Here is a 19,937-nt window from a genome sequence, read left to right as displayed (position 1 = left end):
CATGTCACAAGCAGCCGTTGAGCAGATCATTGGCCGGGCCGTCGTTGATCCTGCGTTTCGCGAACAGCTTATCGCCGATGCCCGGACTGCGTGCGCAGGGTATGATCTGACCGACGAGGAGTTGGAGGCACTCGAGAAGCTTGATGTCGAGAGCTTGCAAACCTTCGCCGGCAAACTCGATCCGCGCCTGACCAAGAGTGCCGGCCGTGGCTTCTTCTAAGGTAGGTGATGCGGTCGGAGCGTCTTCGGGTGGAACGTAGGTAGTGGGCAGGGTGTTGGCACAAGCAATACGAGCCTCATAGCATCGGGAACGGTTAGAGGTGCGCGAATGTAGGCCATTCAGCTCGTGAAACAGGGCGCTGAGGCCTACGATACTCCCGCCCACACCCCAGCATCCTACCCCCGAACGCCATTAACCGTACCGATTGCGACTCATGTATGTCATATCGATCCGAACCAAACGACCATTCCCAGCACATCGCTTTCGGTAGGAACACACTATGCAAGAACGGAGCGCCGATCGTCCTGAGATGACCTTCGTACCTCGCGCGCTCCGCGATCTCTTTTTGCCACGCCGTATACCGCGCGAGGTTCGTACTGCGGTTGAACAATGGCTCGAGAGTGAACCAATTACTCGTTTGCTACCGGTAGCGCTTGAGCTACCGTTGGGTCTTAATCTCGATCTAGCGAAGCTGATGAGCGAGCCGCATCACATCGCACTCATCGGGCCGCCGGCCAGTGGTCGTAGCCTCGCGCTTGCCCAAATCGCCCGCCGTTGGCTCGATCAGCAACCGGCAATGCCGTTGGTGCGCTTATTGCTCGGCGAACTCGACTCACCGAGTCTGACCCCACGCGCGATCGTTGCTCGTGCATTGGCGAGGCGAAACCTCGCGCCGAACCCACTCGAACATAACCTCCCTTGCCTTCTGTTGATCGACGACTGGGAGGAGTTGCCACTCGCCCGGCGAGCCATCTGGCAGCGTTTTCTCACCCGTCTACCCGAACGCTGGTCACGGGCATGCACGGTCGTCGCGTTACCGGCGGGAGAATTGTGGCCGGGATTTCGTCATCACGCTATTGCACCGTTATCTGCCGAACATCTGGCAGAATGGGCACAGCGACTCTTCACCTTTACCGATCGCCAAGAAGGATTGGCCCTCTTCGAGCGCGATCCACTCGTGCTCCTGCGCGAGCGCCCGGCAGAGATTTTGATGCTGGCTCTAACCCAACCACTCAGTGGCTGGCCGATTTCGCGCGCCGCGCTGTACGAACGTACCGCTGCCTTCGTCGCACCGATTATCGTTGCTACAGATGAACAGGCTGGTTGGCGGATTGGATTAACTGCATACCGGTTGTATCGACAAGCAGTAGAATTGGCTGCGCAAGCGACACCTCATTCGGCAACCATCCGTCAAGCTACTCCACACTGGCGTGGGTTGTGTATCCCGCTGGCCTTCGGCGCCGCTCCTGACCCGCGTCCGTTGATCAATACGCTTGCAGATGCTATGCTCCCCTCTCACGAACGCCTGTCGTTACTGGCACGTTCGCTTCGTGAACGTCCTCGACTCGATCCGGCACTTAGCCGGCCCATTCTTGACGAAATTTGTCGCTCGCGGGGTGAAGCACTTGCCACCCTCGTCCCGGTATTACCGGTTATTTTGACCGATATTGGCCGTACCCAATCAGGCCAGATCAACGAGCTGTTAGAACGGATTACCGAACTTTTGCCGCCAGAGACGAGCACGACCCTCCTGATTACCATCCTCGACACCAGCGATGCTCCGCCTGTATTACGCTGGCAGGCAATTGATTTGCTGTACCGGCAACGCATCTTGCCGCCGCCGTTACCGACCTACGCCGATCTGATCAGTCAAGCAGGTCGTTGCCTCCTCGCAGTGGCCCATCCCGACACAATCCATCATCTCGCCGAACCAGCCTTACAGCTTGGCCTACGTTTACTGCTCAGCGGTGCAGCCGGTACAAACCGGCAATACCTGATTGCCCATCACCTCTTGGCCCACACCACATTACCGACAAGTGTCCGCGCGCTCGCACCGGCAGCCCTTCCGCCTGCCGAAGTCGGGCAAGCGATTGTCGATCCGATGCCCGAAGTACGGCAAGCAGCGCGTAAGGTATGGATCCGCACCGGTCATATTGATCAACTCGCCCGCTTTGTAACCCAAACCGACAAACCATGGTCGGCCCGTGATGAAGCGTTGACCGATCTTGCAACGACAGCCGACGGCCAAACCTTTATCGCGGCCTTTGCCATTAGCAATCGCCTCCCGCTCGATCTGCGGCTGCGGGCGATTCGACTGCTCAGCCGACTACCAAATGGGACCGAGCTGCTCAAACGTCTCCTTTACGCCGAGCACGAACCCGAAATTATTCGCGCGGCTGCGGTACGCAGTCTCTGCCACAACATCCACGTCATCACCCACCTCGACCCACTACTCGACCGCAGGCATCCACCGCTCATTCGCCGTACCACCGTGCATGTGCTCAGTGCAATTGCCCGTCTTCATCAATCGACGGCACTCACTGCACGAACCAGCTTACTCACCGTACTGAACCAACCTGATCTAGACGCAGCCCTGACGACAACCATCATTGAAACGCTCGGCAAGCACGGGGGGAAGCAAGCATTAGCAGCACTCGGTCACATCCTTGCACCGACCTACGGTGTCACACTGCTCGAAACATGGATTACATCGTTTCCGGCGTTAATCGGGCCGAGTGAACAGTGGATTGATCAAGCCGACAACCCAACTGTCCGGGCACTACTAGCCGATCTGATGGTGGCAATTGCCAACCATCCGAACCTCATCGGAGTCGCGCTTGACCGGCCATCGGCATTAATTGCCGGTCACGTCATGATATTGAGTAGCGCCACAGCCCGTACACTTGGCACCATTGGTCAACATCAACCGACATTGATGCCGGCAGTTCGCGCCTTGATCGGTGTCGCGCTGTATGACACCAGCTCACTTCGACCGCTCAGCGAACTACTAAACGCCGACCCATCGTGCGATTTAGTGGCAATTGTCCGTAATACCGAACACGACCCGCCGCTGCGTTATGCCGCTTTGCACACGCTCGCGCAACAGCCTAATGGTGCAGAAGTACTCTTGCATCTTGCCAAACACGCAGACAGCAGTTTGGGCTGTACTGCACTCGATCGGCTCCAACCGCCATTGCCACCAACCCTCAACGAGCAACTGCTACAATTAGTCAACACTGCTACCGACGAAGCGGTGCGACTTGCCGGATTACGGGCACTGGGCCGCAATGCTGACCCTACTGCGGTACCCGCCCTCCTTGAGATTGCGCTGAACAACGAAGAGACCCCTGCGATCCGTGCCGCAGCCCTCGATGCGATAGTTGAGGCACCGGTTGCGCCGCTCACCGAGTTGATCACCTCACAACCAGAACCGATCCGTAGTGCTGCCCTGCGTGCGCTGAGTCGTAGTCCGCAACCGGGTCCGGCCCCTATCTTACACCGCCTTGCCTTCGACCCCGACCGAACCTGTGCGCTCGCTGCGGTAGGCGCGCTCGCCGCCCATCCCGAAACCCATGCGCCGATCCTGGCCCGCTTGATCCGCAGCCATCCCGATCTGGCTGTACGCCTCGCAGCAGCGGCAGCCTTTGATGCGTCGGCAGCCGACGAGACCATACCGGTCTTTGTAGAAGCGTTGCTCTCGCCGTATCCGGCACTCCAAACCCAAGCCTTCCGGCTCCTCGCTGCCATCGCCCCGTATCATGCAGCATTACGTCAACCACTAACCGATCCACAGCAGACGGTTGTCCTTCGGTTTCAAGCGTTGCACCATCTCAGTACATACGAACCGAACGATCCGCTCATTCGCCAAGTAGCAAATGATCCGACGGCACCTGAACAATTACGCTGCCATGCCATTGCCGTACTGGGTCGGCAAGCCGATGCAACCGTCGTTGGCGTATTACTTCGGCTTGCCGGTGATGCTACGCAACCGCTGGCAGTGAAACATGCAGCAATCGCTGCCCTCGACCGGCAATGGACTGAAGTCGGGTACGAGGCGGCGCTCACCGCACTGATTACCCTTGTCACATCACCGATTCCCGAAGTAGCGCTGTGGGCCGGCACGGTACTGCTTGACCGGCTGGTACCGATCGAGATCGGTGAACCGAAAGCAATCGCTAACAAGCTGCTTTCCAGCCACTAGTTCAGTGAAAGGAGCGAGGGATGTCCCACACCAATTTCGTCACGACAAGCCGCGGCTTACGTCGCAACAGTCCACCAATGCGTCTATTTGAGAAAGCAAAACAGTTTGGCATCTGGAACCCCTCACAGCTCGATTTCAGCCGTGACATTGACGACTGGAATCGGCTAAGTGACGAAGAACGCGATTTATTACTACGTCTGACGGCCCTCTTTCAGGCCGGCGAAGAAGCTGTTACCCTCGACTTGTTACCTCTGATCAAAGCCATTGCGCACGATGGACGGCTAGAGGAGGAGCTTTTTCTCACCACGTTCTTGTTTGAAGAAGCCAAGCATACCGATTTCTTTGCCCGCTTCATCAGCGAAGTAGCCCGAGTCGACCACAACCTCAGTTGCTACCATACGCCTAGCTATCGGGCACTGATTTACGACGCACTCCCGCGTGCAATGCAACGTCTAGAGCACGATCCGTCACCGCTCAATCTCGCCGAAGCGTCGCTCACATACAATATGATCGTTGAAGGGGTACTCGCCGAGACCGGATACCACGGCTACTTTACTATTCTCGACACTCACAATCTGATGCCCGGTGTACGTGAGGGGATTCGGCTGCTCAAACAAGATGAGTCGCGTCATATTGCGTATGGCATCTACCTCCTATCACGCCTGATCGCCACCGACCGGCAGATTTGGGATCATATCGTTGAGCGGATGAACGAGCTAGTCATGCACGCCTTAGGCGTCATCGATGAGATTTTTACCAGTTATGATACGATGCCGTTTGGCTTGCAGATCGAGACCTTCAGCACCTTTGCCCTCAACCAATTCCAACGCCGTCTCAATCGGCTGGAACTGGCGTCTCAGCAGAGCCTCGCCGAGATTGAAGGACTGGCGACCGATGATGAGGAAGCCGCATGAGTACGTTCTTGCGACGGGTTGTCTTACTAACCGGTGCCGGTGGCGGATTGGGACGCGAGTTTGCTCGCCAATTGTTGGCTGCCGGCGCCGACCTAATCCTAAGCAGTCACCATCCACATCGACTGACTGCCGCTGCCGAGTTTGCGTCCCACCACCAGACGAGTCCGCATCCCGGTTGCATTCGGGCTTTACTACCGGCAGACTTGAGTGATCCGGCTAGTTGTGACCGGCTAGCCCAACAGGTGATGCACGTGGCCCCCGATCTCGATCTGATCATTCACAACGCCGGCGTCGGTCTGTATGGCCCACTCAATGTTATCCCGCCGGCTGCCATCGAACGACTCTTACAGATTAATCTCCACGCTCCGATCCGACTCACTGCCGCACTCTTACCGATGTTGCATCATCGTCCTAACGGGCAGATCGTCTTCATCTCGTCGATCCTTGGTCGCGCCGCACTACCCAACATTAGTGTCTACAGCGCTGCTAAGTTCGGCCTGCGTGGCTTCGCCGGTGGCCTCACTGCCGACGGCTATTGCGTCAGTACGGTTTATCCTTTTTTCACCCAAACCAACATCCTTGATGCACCACAGTACGGGGAAGGCCCACCACGGCGTGTCCCGCACTGGTTGGTCGATCAACCGCGCCCGGTAGTACGAGCGAGTCTGGCCGGTATCGCCGCCCGTCGCCGACATATCTTTCCTAGTTGGAAAGCAAAACTGTTTGCAGTTGTCGCTGCGGTTGCGCCTGATCTTCTACCGCCGTTTAGCCGGTTGGTGTAGCGACACACCCACCGGCGACGCACGTACCACTGACACATTGCCCGTTGCATCCTTGCGTTCATGTGTAGCGACACACCCCGACTGTGGTACACTACAGACAGCGTTAAGCGAGCACGACGCAGAACCGTACAGTCGCTACCTTTAGCGGCGCTCTACGCTTCCGTGCTTTGATGCTGTAGGATATACATATGAGCGAACTTGCCGCGGAACTGACCCGTCTGACCTGTGATCTCATCCGATTTGAGACGATTGCCGACCGACCTGATCAGTTGCAGGCTGCTATCGATTATGTTGCTGCATACGTCGCCGATCTACCATCGTTGCACATTGAACGGAGTAGCGCAGGCGGTAAACCGGCCCTCGTGATTACCTTACGACCTACGCGATCACCACGACTCATGCTGAACGGCCACCTTGATGTCGTTGTAGGGCAACCACACCAATTTACACCAGAAATACGCAACGGCCGCATTTACGGGCGCGGTAGCCAGGATATGAAAGGTAGTATTGCGGTCATGCTCCGCCTGATTCGGGATTTGGCAACCCAACCCAACCCACCCGATGTCGGTTTTCAGTTTGTGACCGATGAGGAGATTGGTGGTCGTCACGGTACCGGTCGGCTGCGCGACGAAGGCTGGAGCTGCGAATTCATGCTCTGCCTCGAACCAACCGATCTCGGTATTTTGTTCGAGCACAAAGGTGGCATGTGGGCCAAGCTGCGCTTACCCGGTCGTGCTGCTCACGGTTCACGACCATGGGAAGGTGAGAATCCAATTTATCGGCTGGCCCGTGGGATCAATGCGCTGGCCGAACGCTACCCACCACCCACCGGCCCCCACGAATGGCGCACGTCGGTAACCCCAACGGAAATTCACGCCGGTGCCGGTTCACGCAACCAAGTACCAGCAGAGGTGTTCGTTACGTTCGATATTCGTTGGACGCTGGATACAACCCCAGAAGCGATTCAGGCCGATCTCGCTGCTGTCTTCCCCGATAGTGAGTTTGTAAGTGTGATGGCTAGCGCCGGGCTACACACCGATCCTGAACATCACGAAGTTGAACGGATCGCCAACCTGATCGAACGTCATACCGGCCAACCACCACGCTTCTACCGCGAACATTTCGCCACCGATGCGCGTTACTACTCACACATTGGCATTCCGGCCATCTGTCTCGGTCCGGTGGGGGCCGGGTTACATTCGGCTGAAGAGTGGGTGGAGATTGCCAGTCTGGTCACGCTCTACCACATCATTAACGACTACGTCAACAGTATTTAGCAGTCCTAAATAATACCATGCTCTACCTTCTACAAACCTTACCCGGCCTCGCCGCGCTCACATGGCGTGAAGTTGAACAAAAAATCCATACCGACGAACGGACTGCGCCACGCCAAGTTGGGGTGCGTAACGTACCGAGTCGTAACGACCTTATCCTCCTTGATTACCAAGGCTCACCGCGCCGATTACTGGAACTGCGTACCATCGAAGATGTCTTCGTTGTCGCGACACGTGGCTTCAAAATCGCACCTGATGAGCGCGGATTACGCCAGATTCATGCCGCAACCCGAAATGAGGAAGTCGTCAAACCGGCACTCACGTTGTGGCAACGGCTACATGGTGGAAAGCGGAACGGCAGCTTTCGCGTCGTTGCGCGGATGGTCGGCAAACACCGCTTCCAGCGCTATGAGCTAGGGCGGGCTGTCAGTGACGCGATCCGCGACGGCTGGCCAGGCCGTTGGCAGCCGGTAAATGAAGAAGCCGATTTGGAGGTGTGGGCCACCCTGATCGAACAAGAACTGATCGTAGCGATTCGGCTTTCCGATGCGTCGTTGCGCATCCGTGGCAAAATTGCCCACCTCCCGGCCTCACTGCGTCCGGCCCTTGCTGCGACGATGGTCATGCTGACCCAGCCGGCGGCTGACGACATTTTTCTCGACCCAATGGCCGGCGTCGGCACGATCTTGCTTGAACGGGCTGCCGCCGGACCATTTACCGCACTCTACGGCGGTGATATTAGCCCGGCTGCGGTGACGGCTATGCAAGCCAATCTCCGCGGTATCCGTGGTCAGATCGCAATCCGCCGCTGGGACGCGACCAAGCTACCGTTGCCCGACGCCAGCGTGACCAAGGTTGCCGTTAATTTGCCGTTCGGCACCCAGATCGGCGAAGGTGAAGACCTCGAAGAGCTATACCGCGACGTGTTGCGCCAGATCGCGCGTGTCCTCAAACCAGGTGGACGGCTAGTGACCCTCGTCGCCGATCAACAACTGCTCGACCGGGCCAGAACACAGGCAGCACCGGTCTTACGCGCCACGGCTCGCCACCGTGTGCTGGTACTCGGTCATCGGGCAACGATCTGCGAACATATTCGGGTTCCTGATACGGCAGCACCACCACCGCCACCTATACCTGCCGAAGATGACGATTGGGAATAAGTTATGCCAAGCCGACTCCGTTCCCTGATCAGGATACTGATCGTCGTGTTTGTCTTGTGGCTGATCTGGTCACGGCTCCATATCGTGATCTGGGTACCGACGCCATGGTGGGGATTGTTGTTACTGGTAGTGGGCAGCTATCTCGTGATCGAATACGCTGTCGATAGGTTGCTCGGTCAGCGAAGACGGTAAGTGGAAGGGAGGTACCCTCACCCCTCCTTCCACTGGTTATACACCAAACGACGTACTCAGCGTGGCAAACCCAGTGCAGTCATCACCGCCTCTTCCCGCGCACGCATGAGGGCCTCATCGGCAAGACCGTGCTCGTGGTCATACCCCAGCAGATGTAACACCCCGTGTACGGTCAAGTAAGCCAACTCACGGGCTGGGCTATGGCCGTATTCCGCTGCTTGCGCCAACACTCGCTCATAGGAGATAGCAATATCACCGAGGTATCGCGGAAGGTTTGGTGCAGTCACAAACTGGCTACTATCACCATCATCGGCAAACGAGAGAACATCGGTTGGCGCATCAATCCCTCGAAAATCGCGGTTGAGCCGGTGTAATTCGGCATCAGTCGTAATACGAATGCAAACCTCACAACCGGCAGGAACTTGCTCAGCGATTAACACTGCCTGAGCTGCTCGTTCAACCAACGCCGCATCAACCGCCAAACCGTCATCAATCAATACTTCAACGGTATATGTCATAGTGGTGAGTCTCAAACACTGCACAGGATTTGCCGCGCCAGGAGCAGAACATCCCTTTCCCGCTCAAATGAAACCCGCTGTAGAGCTTCATCGAGCGTGAACCAACGTGCATCGTCAACCTCGCCAGCCTGAGGACGAATCTCACCGTGCTCGTAGCGCAGTAAAAAGAGATCGACGTACTTATGCACCCGGCCCGATCCCGAACGGAACCAATACTCGATGGTCGCCAAATGCCGCTCGACCACACCAAACAAACCGGTTTCTTCCGCAACTTCACGCACGGCTGCGGCCTCAGCGGTCTCACCACGATTGACGTGACCCTTAGGCAACCCCCAGCGTTCCCCGCGATCGGTGGCGATTAACGCCACTTCGATCTGCGGGGCAACGATCCGGTAAATAACACCGCCGGCCGAATAGGCTGTACGGTGCGACAATGAACGGCGTGAAGTCATGGGTGTTCGTTCAGGCACGCTTGAGCACCCGACCGGCACGCATATCCCAATAGCGGTCAATCGAGTACTGGATCCGCTCGCGAGCGACATCCGCCGACTCCCAGCCGACCGGCTCGACCCGTGAGCCTTCAAGGTCTTTATACACGGTAAAAAAGTGCTCAACCTCCCGTAAATAATGCGCCGGCAGAGCAGTGTAATTGTGATAATCGGCGAAGAAGGGATCGTACTGCAACACCGCCAGTACTTTGTCGTCCGGCTCACCCTTGTCAAGCATTCGGAACAAACCTAATGGCCGTGCCTCGACAATGCAGCCGGGGAAGGTTGGTAAGTTGGTCATCACCAATACATCGAGCGGATCGCCGTCATCATAGTATGTCTGCGGCATAAAGCCATAGTCGCCAGGATATTGAACGGCTGAATAGAGAACACGATCAAGACGAAAGGCACCGATCCGCTTGTCAAATTCATACTTGTTACGTGAACCTTTCGGAATCTCAACGACAACATGAATAACGTTCGGAACGTCTGGACCGGGCTCTAGATCGTGCCATAGGTTCTGCATTGGCTGCCTCACTTACACTGTATTATCTAACTTAACCTATTACCGCAAGATTATAACACGTAATGGTAGCAGTGTTCGTTAGGCGCCGATAACCAACGATGACACATCAAGATGCCGGCGGCGCTTTGAGCCAAGACCGGCATCAATAATAGTATACAATTTCCCGGTTGGAAATGACCGGTCTCACTTACTGTGCGGCAAACGCCAACCCAATACCCCATGCCTGCTCATTCGGCCAGGCTGACACCGGTGCATAACTAATGATGATCGTATTTGCATTGAAGCGAGCAACTCCACTGATTGCACTTCCAGCCGCTTGACCGGAGAAGGTGACAAGATAGCTACCATCGGGCAGTTGGTATGGCGGGTCAGCTTGGGCCACCGATATCCAATCGGAGACGGTTTGCATCCACGTTGATCCGTTCAGCAAAGCCGAATTAGCGACGGTACGTCGCCCGATGAATCGCCCATTCCCAGTTGCTACCAACTCACCGTTGTTCGTAACCGGCGCAAATTGCCAATAAGCAGGGTAGCGTATTGTCGCCAACCCAATTTGCGCAGTTACGAGATCTTCAGGAGCCCAGATGAGTGGACTGGCATAATCAACGTTGTTCGTCACCATCTTCTGGGGCAGACCTTTCGTCGAGAGACGCCAAAGCTCACCGGGTGTGGTGACACTATAGAGGGGGTCGTTCGGATCGGCTGTTGCATTCCAATTCTCGGGAGTAAGTACCACTAGACTATCACCTTGTGGTGACCAAGCTGCTGAGGTAATGCGTGGCAACTGCGCTACCACTGTACCAAACAGATTGAGATTACCGCTCGGTAAAATCTCACTCCGTTGTCCTTTCAGTTGGACTAACGCAAATTCCCAAATGTCGTAGCCGCTGAAGCCACGAGGATCACTAAAGTTATATTCTACCGAAGCGACATACTGACCATCAGGCGAAAAGGCCGGTGGACGGAGCCAGCCTGTTCCGATCAGAGTCGGATTTTCAGTACCTCCGCTACTATCGGTAATCATTGTCAGATTAAGATCAACTAACGCCTGATAACCAAGAAAACGCTGATAGGCTACCATCTTCGCATCCGGTAGCCACGCTGGCCGATACACCAGATACCCCGATCCGGGAGAACCATTGGCCGTCGCCAGATTCCACGCATTGGCACCGGCCCGATTCACTAATCGAATGGCATTGTTTTGGCCGGGAAAGTTCAAGGAACCAGGTTGAATCGATGGAGACGTTGCAAAAGCCAAACGACGACCATCAGAGGCGAATACCGGATCGCAGCCCGACCCAATGGTAAGCTCGTTGAGCGTCGGCAGGTCAATCAGGTACACAGTCGCCGTAGCACACCAATTACTCCATTGCATCCAATCGAACGGCAACGTAGGTGGTTGAGGAGCGGCTGCATACGCCAGCGTTAATCCATCAGGTGCCCAACTCAACCCATATGCGATCTTGCCCGATACCAACGTTTGCACCGAACCACTACTACGGTCGATCAGATTGATGGTCTGATTGGAAGCCACTGCAAGATGCCGACCCGTCAGATCAATCGCCACGTCACGTACATTATTCGCCAACACCCGTTCCTGGTTACTTGACGGATCGATGGCCACTAACGATCCACCACGCAAAAATAGAATCTCCTCTGGGTATGTTGGCGCAAGAACCACCGGTTGAGGCAGTGGCGTTGGCGGAATTGGTGTCGGCGTCGGGGCAGGAGGAGTCGATGTTGACAGAAGCGTTGGCACCACTGTCGGTAGCTGTAACGTTGGCACCGCCGTCGGCACAACATTAGTAATCGCAATTGTCGGTGGTGGAATATTCGATACCGGTGATGCTATCGGCGATGTTGTTCCCGCTACTGTGCATCCAACCAGTACCAATAAGCAGAGTAGACCCAGGCGATACAGCATAACGTTCTCCTTAGCGATGCATCTGTATGGTATCATTCTGCATATCATCATGACGAACGTGATCGGCGATTTGTTTCTGAATACGAAAGTGCAAAGACCCAAAAAAGACCGGTTAGGTGTGCAGATAACAGAAAACCCGCGCCGCAGATGCCTCATGTTGGTCACCCAACCACTTTTGTGTCTTTGCACGTGAAAAGTAGTGAACAAATTTTACTGCTGAACCAGCGTATTCAGATCGACTAAAATCTCAATTTTCCCTGCCGCTTCAGCTGCACTTCGCAGCTCAGCCACCCATGGCAAAAACGTGGCAGAAAATGCTTCTTGCCCAGCAGGTGTGTCTAACAACGCCCGATCCTCGAAACTGCGCACCTCTGGCCCGCCAGTCACCTCAATGATATGCCAACCGAAATCGGTTTGGACCAGGCGTAATTCGCCCGGTTGCATACTAAAAATCGCCTCTTCAAACGGAGCAACATAGACGCCACGTGGCGCCCAACCGAGATCACCTCCTTGCGCCGCCGATCCTGGATCATCCGAGCGCGTTCGCGCTAGCGCAGCAAAATCGGCTCCATTCCGCAATTCGGTCAGAATAGCTTCGGCAGTGGCCTTGCGACTCTCAGCTTCCTCCGGCGTAGCCGCGACCAAAATATGCCGCGCCCGCACCTGTTCAGCAGTTGTATGCTTGAGTAGCATCTGCTCAATCAACTGATCACGCCGCAACAACCGCCGTAATTCAGCTTCGTCGGCGATGTTGTTACTCTGCAAAAACTCAGCAAATTTCGCGTCATCACCACCAGCCTGCGCCAAGCGCAATTGCTCCACCTGCGCATCAACCACGGTCTCATCGACCATCGCCCCTTCCTGACGGGCCGCTTGGACAACCAGCTCGACATCGATCATCTGATTAACGAGTGTTTGTACATCTCCGCCTGGCAAATAGAAGCGATCAAAATCTTGTCGCAGGATATATTCATCACCGACACGGGCAATAGCTCCTTCTGGTGCATTCGAGACTGTCGCAGGTGATGCACTTGTTGTCGGCGCAGATGGTACGTTCGTCGCCGAATCGGCTACCGTCGGCCCAGACGGTGCTCCACAGGCGGTCAAGACCAAACTCGCCGCCAGCACCAGACTAACTACATAGACAAAAAAACGATCCAGGCTCACACAAAACTCCTCTCACACCAAAACCGGGCGTATTACAGACAATATGCCACAATATAGGTATCGTACCATATCTTACCACCCACAGCATAATCGGTACTACCCACTTCTCGGCCAAAGTATGGTAAGATGGCGCGCTAGTGAAGCAGAACATCAGTGAGGCGCTCAAGCCATAGTCTGATACCTTGTTGCACTGGAGGAATAATCTATGGGCCTCATGGAAGGCAAAAAAGGCCTAATTCTCGGTGTTGCCAACGACCGCTCGATTGCATGGGGCATCGCCCAAGCGTTGCATCGTGAAGGAGCAACGATTGGCTTTACGTACCTTGGTGAGGCGCTTGAACGGCGGGTACGCCCCTTGGCCGAAAGCATGCATGCACCGCTGATCGAGCCGTGTGACGTGTCGAAAGATGAAGACATCGCAGCACTTATGGAACGCACCCGCGAGACGTTCGGGCAGATCGACTTTCTCGTTCACGCGATCGCCTTTGCCAACAAAGAGGAACTCAGCGGTACAATCCTCAATACGACCCGCGAAGGCTTCCGCATTGCACTCGAAATCAGTGCCTACTCACTCATCGCACTGGTCAAAGCTGCCGAGCCGCTCTTTGCCCCTAACGCCAGCGTACTCACCCTGACCTACCACGGTTCACGTCAGGTCATTGGAAGTTATAACGTGATGGGAGTAGCCAAAGCAGCGCTCGAAGCCAGCGTGCGCTACCTCGCTGCCGGTCTCGGACCACGTGGCATCCGAGTGAACGCGATTAGCGCCGGCCCGATTCGGACGCTTGCCGCCAGTGGTATTGCCAATTTTCGCAGCTTACACAAGCACTTTGCCGAGTACGCACCGTTACGCCGCAATGTCACGATTGAGGATGTCGGCAATGCAGCCCTGTATCTCTGCTCACCACTCTCAGCCGGTGTCACCGGTGAGATTCATTATGTTGACGGTGGATTCAACGTCGTTGTGCCAGGCAGTAGTGACGAATTATAACTATACCGTGAATCTGAAGACCCACCAAGAGATATTCTATTTCGTGAGTAGCCGTTCTGTCCGCAGTGTGCTACAATGAAGCAACATGCGCACTGCACTGCGGAGGAAAGCATGGTAGAGGTTGCAGTTGTATCAACCGATAGCGCGACCGCACAACGACTGGCCGCTCTCATAACCGGTCACGACTTTCGTGTCACTACTTATACACCCGATGCCTTACCGGCTACACTCCCGGCACTGTTTATCATTGCTATGCCGGCCCTGTCTTCGCCGGAAGAACAGGTTATCGAGCGCCTCCGTGCCGATGAAACGACTGCAAATGTGCCTATCGTGATTGCGAGCGCTTTGCCGATGAATGAGCTTCAATCGGTACCTTACGCCAGCGATTGGACGATTGCGATAGTGCCTGAACCGGTCGAGGCAACCGTCTTAATCGAGACGATCAATTTTCTATTAGGACAACCATAGCTATCAACATACGTTCTCGAGCACTGCTACATTCGTAGCGAGAGCGCTGCCTCGTAGGCAGCGCTCTCGTCGTATAGGGCAGGAAGTGGCAACAACCTTTTACTCGATGCCTTCGCTCTTATCGTCGTGCTGAAAACCGCATCTTACCCGTAATCAACCTCCTTTCAGCGGAACATCATCGGCAGATAGGTTCGATGGACGGGCGCTGCGAACACGGTTGGCTGCCTCATGATTATCGGAACGTAAAGGCGATACGATGGAGCCGGTTGTGCCGTCGCCGTCGGGGTCGCCGTCGGGGTCGCCGTCGCCGTCGGGGTGTCTGTCGCCGTCGGGGTCGCCGTCGCCGTCGGGGTCGCCGTCGCCGTCGGGGTGTCTGTCGCCGTCGCCGTCGGTGTGACCGTCGCCGTCGGGGTGTCTGTCGCCGTCGCCGTCGCCGTCGGCGTGACCGTCGCCGTCGCCGTCGCCGTCGGCGTGACCGTCGCCGTCGGGGTCTCCGCCACCGTCGCCGTCGGGGTGTCTGTCGCCGTCGCCGTCGGGGTTGGAGTTGGCACAGATGCCGTAAACTCAAACGCACCTATGTCGCAGCGGGCTACACTATCACCATCACCATCGACCGGACGAGCGACACCGCGCTGATCGCTAACTGAAGGACAGTAGCCTGTTACGGCGTCAATTGCAGGAGAACCTGGTGACAAGGGGAAGAGTTGACGCCCCGGCCCACCAAAGTCAGTAAGTGGACCAAGATTCGGATCGGCGCCAAGATTGCCTCCATTATTGATGCCGCAAGCATTTATCCAATTCAAACTAATCGGATTTATACATCCTTCAACAATAGTGTGGGTAAACCTGGGTGTTGCTCCAGATACATTACTTACTCCAGCATGGGCCTGAGCACTATTACCCCAGATAATCACCCTCCGTACCTCAGGATTACTGCCCGAGTTATTATACATCCCGCCACCCTTCTGGTCTGCGTGGTTGCCGCTAAAGGTGACGTGGATGATCTCTGGACTGCTATTTGAATTAAACATCCCACCGCCATAATCAGCACGATTGTTGGCGAAGGTCACATTCTTCAGAGTCGGATTAGTGGTGGTACAGATGGTACTGATCTGTTCATTAAACATTCCTCCGCCAAAATAGAGCGCAGTGTTGTCCATGAACGTAACAGTCTCTAGCTCTAGTCCGCAAAGACTGTGATCATTGTACATCCCACCACCGCTCGAGGCATAATTACCGGCGAAGGTAATGTGACGTAGCGAAAAGCTACTATTGTAGCTGTACAGCCCACCACCTTTGTCGAAAAAAACTCCACCATCCGCTTGGCCCCCGGTAATCACAAATCCGTCAAGAACGGCGCCGGTTACTCCAGATGCTGTGACGACGTGATAGCTGTTCGCGCCATTGATCTCCGTTGTCACACCGTTAGCGTCAATACTATCGTTGTTATCAATATCGCCGCTCAGAACAGTGATATTGGTGATATTACGTTGACTCAGACTTGTTTCGATACCGGCAAATCCTCCATAAACGGCCACATTGCTCTTAAGTGCAAAACTATCACTACGTGTACTTCCGGGTTTATAGACACCCGCCTGTACCCAGATCTGCTGACCGGCTACCGCATTGGTAAGCGCAGTCTGCAAGGTACATGCATTCGCCTATGACGAACAATCGCCACTGCCTACTGCGGTCGGCGCTACATACAACACACCTGTTGCTTGTACTGGTGCCGTATTGTAGCCGATAATGGATAGACACAGCACGATAATTGCACTAGCGATTACCAACGGATGTTTGGCATTCATAGCGCACCTACGACGACAATTCAGACTCATGCTCAACGCTAACCCATCCCCTCTGTCACTACGGCACCATCTAACGCCCATCATCAAAATGCAACTGCATCCTTCGACATGAGTGCAACCGCTCTTCTTGGAGTATGTCTTGTTCAAATACCAAATACGCCCTAACTATGGTACAGATAAGTATACGACAACGATGTTACCGAATTGTTACCGAAAGAAGGGGAATTTACCAGAGAGGGCAAGAATGCTGGTTGTGTTGGTCAACACCAACCGATGACTACAACGGATTGTAGTCATCGCCACCCAACCGAATACGAACATGCAAATCCCCCTTCTCTCGCGCCGGAGAGAAGGGGGAGGCGATAACAGAACCTTTTTCTATCCACCAAACACTACCAATGACCGCTCAACCAGTGCAAAGACCGGCGCCGGAATCAGGCCAATTGCAATCGTCCCAATCGCAGCAAGCGCAATATCAACGGTTAGGCCACGGTTTAGGGTTGGGGTCGGTTCGCCTTCTGGTTCGGTCATGAACATACGAATAATAACACGGAGGTAGAAGAAGGCTGCAATCGCGCTCGTCACCACCCCGACCAGTGCCAACCAGGGCAAACCACCTTCCCATGCGGCGGTCAGAGCATAGAACTTTGCCATAAATCCGGCCATTGGCGGAACACCGGCCAGCGAGAACATAAAGATTGCCATAGCCACTGCCAACAGCGGCTGACGCTGGTACAGGCCGGCAAAATCATCGAGCCGCCACGCATTTTCGCCCTGATGCTCAAGCGCAATCAGTACGGCAAACGCACCAAGATTACTCAACGCATACACCAACATATAGAACAGGAACGCTTCAGGCCCGCGCTGCTCGCCGGCAACCATCACCCCAAGCATCACATAACCGGCATGACCAATGCTCGAATAGGCCAGCATCCGCTTTACATTCGTCTGCGCCACCGCACCGAGATTACCAACGACCATGGTCAGAGCAGTCAGCCCGGCCAACACCGGCAGCCAGTATTCATTGAGCGTAGGCAAGCCCTCAAAGAGCAACCGCACCAGGGCTGCAAGCGCGCCACCTTTGGTACCAACGCTCATAAACGCCGCCACCGGCGTCGGTGAACCCTCATAGACATCGGGCGTCCACATGTGGAAAGGTGCAAGCGCCACCTTGAACGAGAAGGCGATCAGCACCATTGCCGCCCCACCGAGCAAGAGCGTTAGGTTCAGATCACCGATACCGCGACTCGCTGCATAGGCCCCGATCTCGCCGAGCCGCGTCGAGCCGGTAGCACCGAAGATCAAGGCAATCCCGTAGACGAAGAAACCGGCGGCAAACGCCCCTAACACCAAATACTTCATCGCTGCCTCTTCCGAGGTCAGTCGCGGGTAGGCAAAACCGGTTAAGATATACAGCGTAATCGAAAGAGTTTCTATTCCCAAAAAGAGCACAATCAGATCGGTGCCTTGAGCCAGCAAAATCATCCCGCTCACGGCAAACATGATCAATGGATAATACTCGCCCTGCTCGATCCCTTGACCAGGCAAATACTCCAACGACATTGTAATGCTGAGAATGCCGATCAGCAGGAAAATCCATGTGAGCGTGAGCGCAAACGGATCCAAGCGCAGCATGCCGCCAAAGGTCGTACCGGTCACGCCCCACAGCGGCAAACCGACCAATCCGGCTGCTACCAAGCCACCAATCGCGAGATAGCCGGTCAGTTTCTTGCGACCATCAGGTATGAAGAACACATCAACTAACAACAACACCGTCGCCCACGTAACAACAACTAACAGGGGCGCCAGTAAACGTAGATCCACCGGTGGGATCGTCAATGAATCCATGTGTATCTCCTCCTCAACGGCATAGGGGCGGTGAACGGTCTGCCCACCCCTCAATGCCGGCAATACGTTTTAGAAGATCATATTCCGGTTCATCAACTCCCCGCCACTTGCGCCATCAAATCTGCTACGAGTGCAGCCACACTATACTGCATTCCATTGAAGAAGAACACCGGATAGATGCCGATCAATACAATAGGAATGCTCAAAAGCGCAAATGTCGTTAGCTCACGCCGATTCAAATCGGGCAGCTTCGTATTATCCGGCTGATGTACCTCACCCATAAAGAGCGAGCGGAAGAGTTTGAGCAGATACGCGGCGGCCAATACGACACCGCCGACGGCAAAGGCAACGTAGATCCATCCCAGCAAAGGTGAACAGAATGCGCCGGTGATGATCGTAAACTCACCAACAAAACCGTTGAGACCCGGTAGACCGGCCGACGAAAGCGCAACCAGCAGACTGAAAGCGGCAAAGACCGGCATTACCTTCCACAACCCGCCGTAGGCTGCCAATTCGCGAGTATGTCGCCGTTCATAGAGCACACCGACCATCAAAAAGAGCGCACTCGTACTGAGACCATGATTGACCATCTGCAACACAGCACCGCTAATTCCTTCGGTGTTGAGGGCAAAGATTCCCAGAACGACGAACCCCATATGGCTCACCGACGAATAGGCGACCAACTTTTTCATGTCCGATTGAGCAAAGGCAACAGCCGCGCCGTAAATAATACCGATCACGGCAAGTATCGCCAGTGCCGGTGCTGCCCACTGCGAGGCTGCCGGGAAGAGCGTCAAATTGTAGCGAATCATGCCGTAGCCGCCCAGCTTCAACAACACCCCTGCCAGTACCACCGAACCGGCGGTCGGCGCTTCAACGTGGGCATCGGGTAACCACGTATGGAACGGCCATAGCGGTACTTTGACGGCAAAGGCCAGGAAAAATGCGCCAAACAGCAGCCGCTCGGTGAGACTATCAAGGGTCAGCCGACCGGCGCGCAAATCACTAACAAACCGGCTAAAACTGAAGGTACCGCGAAATCCAGGCTCAATTTCGGCAATCGCATTACGGTGCAGGATATGCAATGCAATTAACGCCAACAGCATGAAAACTGAGCCGGCAAATGTGTAGAGAAAAAACTTACGCGCTGCGTAAATTCGGTTCTGACTACCCCAAATACCGATCAAGAAGGTCATCGGGATAAGGGTAAACTCCCAGAACAGGTAGAATAACAAGAGATCCTGCGCGAGAAAGACGCCGATCATGGCCGTCTGCAAGATCAGCAGCAGAATCTGGAAGTTACGCACATCTTTATGCACCGAATCCCACGTCGAAAGCACAACGATCGGCCCCAAAAAGGTGGTCAACATGACCAACCAGAGGCTGATCCCATCAATGCCCAAACTATAAGTTGCGCCAACAATCGGCAACCAAGGCACTTCTTCGACAAATTGCATGACCGGCGATGCACCGACGACAGTTGTCTGGAGCGGATTTGTTTCAAACCGCAGCGGCAACAGGAGCGAGAGCAAAAAGACGACCACCATCGTGGCAAGTGATACCCGGCGGGCCAGCTCGGCATTGGCGCGCGGCACAAAGAGCAGCACCAAGGCGCCGGCTGCCGGCAACCAAAGGATGAGCGAGAGGAGCGGAAAGCCTAGCTGATTCATAAATC

Annotated in this window: 18 protein-coding genes; 9 read left to right on the top strand and 9 right to left on the bottom strand. The window is 55.2% G+C overall.

Annotated elements, in window-relative coordinates; all coding sequences use genetic code 11:
* The first annotated feature begins 1 nt into the window (after window position 1).
* From AC01ZF_RS07120 to AC01ZF_RS07090, 7 genes are all read left to right on the top strand, one after another.
* Entirely contained in the window at window positions 2–220 is a 219-nt protein-coding gene (locus AC01ZF_RS07120) for a Franean1_4349 family RiPP (protein ID WP_424674943.1), read from the top strand.
* 280 nt (window positions 221–500) lie between these two features.
* Window positions 501–4,202 (top strand): HEAT repeat domain-containing protein, encoded by a 3,702-nt coding sequence (locus AC01ZF_RS07115; protein WP_424674944.1) that lies wholly within the window; start codon window positions 501–503, stop codon window positions 4,200–4,202.
* Between the two features lie 20 nt (window positions 4,203–4,222).
* Complete coding sequence (locus AC01ZF_RS07110) at window positions 4,223–5,116, top strand: R2-like ligand-binding oxidase (RefSeq protein WP_476575237.1); 894 nt, start codon at window positions 4,223–4,225, stop codon at window positions 5,114–5,116.
* The gene (locus AC01ZF_RS07105) at window positions 5,113–5,898 is read left to right on the top strand and encodes an SDR family NAD(P)-dependent oxidoreductase (protein ID WP_424674946.1); all 786 of its coding nucleotides are present in this window, start codon (window positions 5,113–5,115) and stop codon (window positions 5,896–5,898) included. Before AC01ZF_RS07110 ends, AC01ZF_RS07105 begins: the two co-directional genes overlap by 4 nt.
* A 188-nt stretch (window positions 5,899–6,086) precedes the next feature.
* Window positions 6,087–7,175, top strand: a complete 1,089-nt coding sequence (locus tag AC01ZF_RS07100; RefSeq protein WP_424674947.1) for a M20 family metallopeptidase — start codon at window positions 6,087–6,089, stop codon at window positions 7,173–7,175.
* Between the two features lie 17 nt (window positions 7,176–7,192).
* A complete protein-coding gene (locus tag AC01ZF_RS07095; protein WP_428131383.1) occupies window positions 7,193–8,332 on the top strand; it encodes a methyltransferase domain-containing protein in 1,140 nt (379 codons plus the stop codon).
* 3 nt (window positions 8,333–8,335) lie between these two features.
* Window positions 8,336–8,524, top strand: coding sequence for a hypothetical protein (locus AC01ZF_RS07090; RefSeq protein ID WP_424674949.1), 189 nt, complete (start codon window positions 8,336–8,338; stop codon window positions 8,522–8,524).
* Between the two features lie 56 nt (window positions 8,525–8,580).
* Here AC01ZF_RS07090 and ybeY read toward each other — a convergent pair whose 3' ends face one another.
* The 5 genes from ybeY to AC01ZF_RS07065 all read right to left on the bottom strand — a co-directional run bounded on the left by ybeY (window position 8,581) and on the right by AC01ZF_RS07065 (window position 13,147).
* Entirely contained in the window at window positions 8,581–9,042 is a 462-nt protein-coding gene (gene ybeY, locus AC01ZF_RS07085) for an rRNA maturation RNase YbeY (RefSeq protein WP_424674950.1), read from the bottom strand.
* An 11-nt stretch (window positions 9,043–9,053) separates the two neighbouring features.
* Window positions 9,054–9,494: an NUDIX hydrolase gene (locus tag AC01ZF_RS07080; RefSeq protein ID WP_424674951.1), complete on the bottom strand. Its 441-nt coding sequence runs from the start codon at window positions 9,492–9,494 to the stop codon at window positions 9,054–9,056.
* Between the two features lie 10 nt (window positions 9,495–9,504).
* The gene (locus AC01ZF_RS07075; RefSeq protein ID WP_012259161.1) at window positions 9,505–10,056 is read right to left on the bottom strand and encodes an inorganic diphosphatase; all 552 of its coding nucleotides are present in this window, start codon (window positions 10,054–10,056) and stop codon (window positions 9,505–9,507) included.
* Window positions 10,057–10,243: 187 nt separating this feature from the next.
* On the bottom strand, window positions 10,244–11,980 hold the full coding sequence (locus AC01ZF_RS07070; protein WP_424674952.1) for a WD40 repeat domain-containing protein: 1,737 nt from the start codon (window positions 11,978–11,980) through the stop codon (window positions 10,244–10,246).
* Window positions 11,981–12,190: 210 nt separating this feature from the next.
* A complete protein-coding gene (locus AC01ZF_RS07065) occupies window positions 12,191–13,147 on the bottom strand; it encodes a peptidylprolyl isomerase (RefSeq protein ID WP_476575236.1) in 957 nt (318 codons plus the stop codon).
* Between the two features lie 205 nt (window positions 13,148–13,352).
* Here AC01ZF_RS07065 and AC01ZF_RS07060 point away from each other — a divergent pair, with 205 nt between their 5' ends.
* Both AC01ZF_RS07060 and AC01ZF_RS07055 read left to right on the top strand, forming a co-directional pair.
* Entirely contained in the window at window positions 13,353–14,138 is a 786-nt protein-coding gene (locus tag AC01ZF_RS07060; RefSeq protein ID WP_424674954.1) for an enoyl-ACP reductase FabI, read from the top strand.
* Window positions 14,139–14,249: 111 nt separating this feature from the next.
* Window positions 14,250–14,606, top strand: a complete 357-nt coding sequence (locus tag AC01ZF_RS07055; protein ID WP_424674955.1) for a PleD family two-component system response regulator — start codon at window positions 14,250–14,252, stop codon at window positions 14,604–14,606.
* A gap of 164 nt (window positions 14,607–14,770) precedes the next feature.
* On the opposite strand, the gene AC01ZF_RS07050 is transcribed toward AC01ZF_RS07055, so the two are convergent.
* The 4 genes from AC01ZF_RS07050 to AC01ZF_RS07035 form a co-directional block, all read right to left on the bottom strand.
* The gene (locus AC01ZF_RS07050; protein ID WP_476575235.1) at window positions 14,771–16,252 is read right to left on the bottom strand and encodes a choice-of-anchor Q domain-containing protein; all 1,482 of its coding nucleotides are present in this window, start codon (window positions 16,250–16,252) and stop codon (window positions 14,771–14,773) included.
* Window positions 16,253–16,267: 15 nt separating this feature from the next.
* Complete coding sequence (locus tag AC01ZF_RS07045) at window positions 16,268–16,414, bottom strand: hypothetical protein (protein ID WP_476575234.1); 147 nt, start codon at window positions 16,412–16,414, stop codon at window positions 16,268–16,270.
* 378 nt (window positions 16,415–16,792) lie between these two features.
* A complete protein-coding gene (locus AC01ZF_RS07040; protein WP_428131237.1) occupies window positions 16,793–18,262 on the bottom strand; it encodes an NADH-quinone oxidoreductase subunit N in 1,470 nt (489 codons plus the stop codon).
* Window positions 18,263–18,354: 92 nt separating this feature from the next.
* The gene (locus AC01ZF_RS07035) at window positions 18,355–19,932 is read right to left on the bottom strand and encodes a complex I subunit 4 family protein (protein WP_424676319.1); all 1,578 of its coding nucleotides are present in this window, start codon (window positions 19,930–19,932) and stop codon (window positions 18,355–18,357) included.
* Window positions 19,933–19,937 lie beyond the last annotated feature (5 nt).

The sequence above is a fragment of the Chloroflexus sp. genome, assembly GCF_056331925.1.
This window is presented reverse-complemented; position numbering and strand designations above follow the sequence as displayed.